This is a genomic window from Enterococcus sp. AZ163 (genome assembly GCF_050498925.1).
Lineage (GTDB): Bacteria > Bacillota > Bacilli > Lactobacillales > Enterococcaceae > Enterococcus_A > Enterococcus_A ferrettii.
Genome location: NZ_JBIPAO010000018.1, coordinates 1 through 850 on the forward strand (window position 1 = coordinate 1; position 850 = coordinate 850).

Annotated in this window: 1 protein-coding gene; it reads left to right on the top strand. The window is 39.4% G+C overall.

The genetic code is table 11. The features are described 5' to 3' along the window. Positions 1–135 precede the first annotated feature (135 nt). Positions 136–735 (top strand): tyrosine-type recombinase/integrase, encoded by a 600-nt coding sequence (locus tag IGI46_RS25900; protein ID WP_429966095.1) that lies wholly within the window; start codon positions 136–138, stop codon positions 733–735. Positions 736–850 lie beyond the last annotated feature (115 nt).

Below are 850 nucleotides of genomic sequence, written 5' to 3' on the forward strand. Positions count from 1 at the left end.
ATCGAAATAGCTCAATCCCTTGCGGCTCTAAGGAAATTTCTAAATTTCCAGAGCCGTTTTTTATTCGGCCCGCTTTTAATGTAACATAACTAGTGGTATAATGTAATTATGTTACATTTGTTTGGAGGAATAAATATGGAGTTTGTCGAACCGATTCGAGACAAAAAAAAGATCGATGCGATGAAGGTAATTTTAGCTGACGACCGTTTCGGTGATCGAAATGTGCTCTTATTTACATTGGGAATTAATACCGCCTATCGGATCTCAGATTTACGAACACTGAAGCTGGAAGATGTTTTAGAAATTTCAAGAAACAAAGTGATCGCTAGAGAGCGCCTAGCCATGAAAGAAAAAAAGACGGGTAAAAACAATTCAGTGTTTATCTCAAAGAAGTTGAGAAAGCGTATTGAGAAATACACACTGGATCATTTTCCTGAAGAGTTGGCCACAAGAAATTTTAATCGCTACCTCTTCCCTTCCCAAAAAGGAGTAGATCAACCGCTGTCACGTGTTTCACTATGGCGGATATTATCAAACGCTGCGGATCGTGTGGGGTTAACGAGTATTGGCACCCATAGCATGAGAAAGACATTTGGGTACTTTATGTATAAGAACAAAACAGATCTCACATTGATCCAAGACCTATTGAATCATAGCAGCCAGCGAGAAACCTTACGTTATATTGGAATTACTCAAGAGGAAAAGGATACGGCTGTGCGAAGTTTGGATCTTTAGTACTTCTTTCCAGTAAGACAGGTTCTACGACATAGATAGGCTAAAAAGGTTCAGCAAAAACGTACTTAGCCCTTCCCTACTCCTACGTTCGTTTTTTAGTGTAAGATCCTGGAGA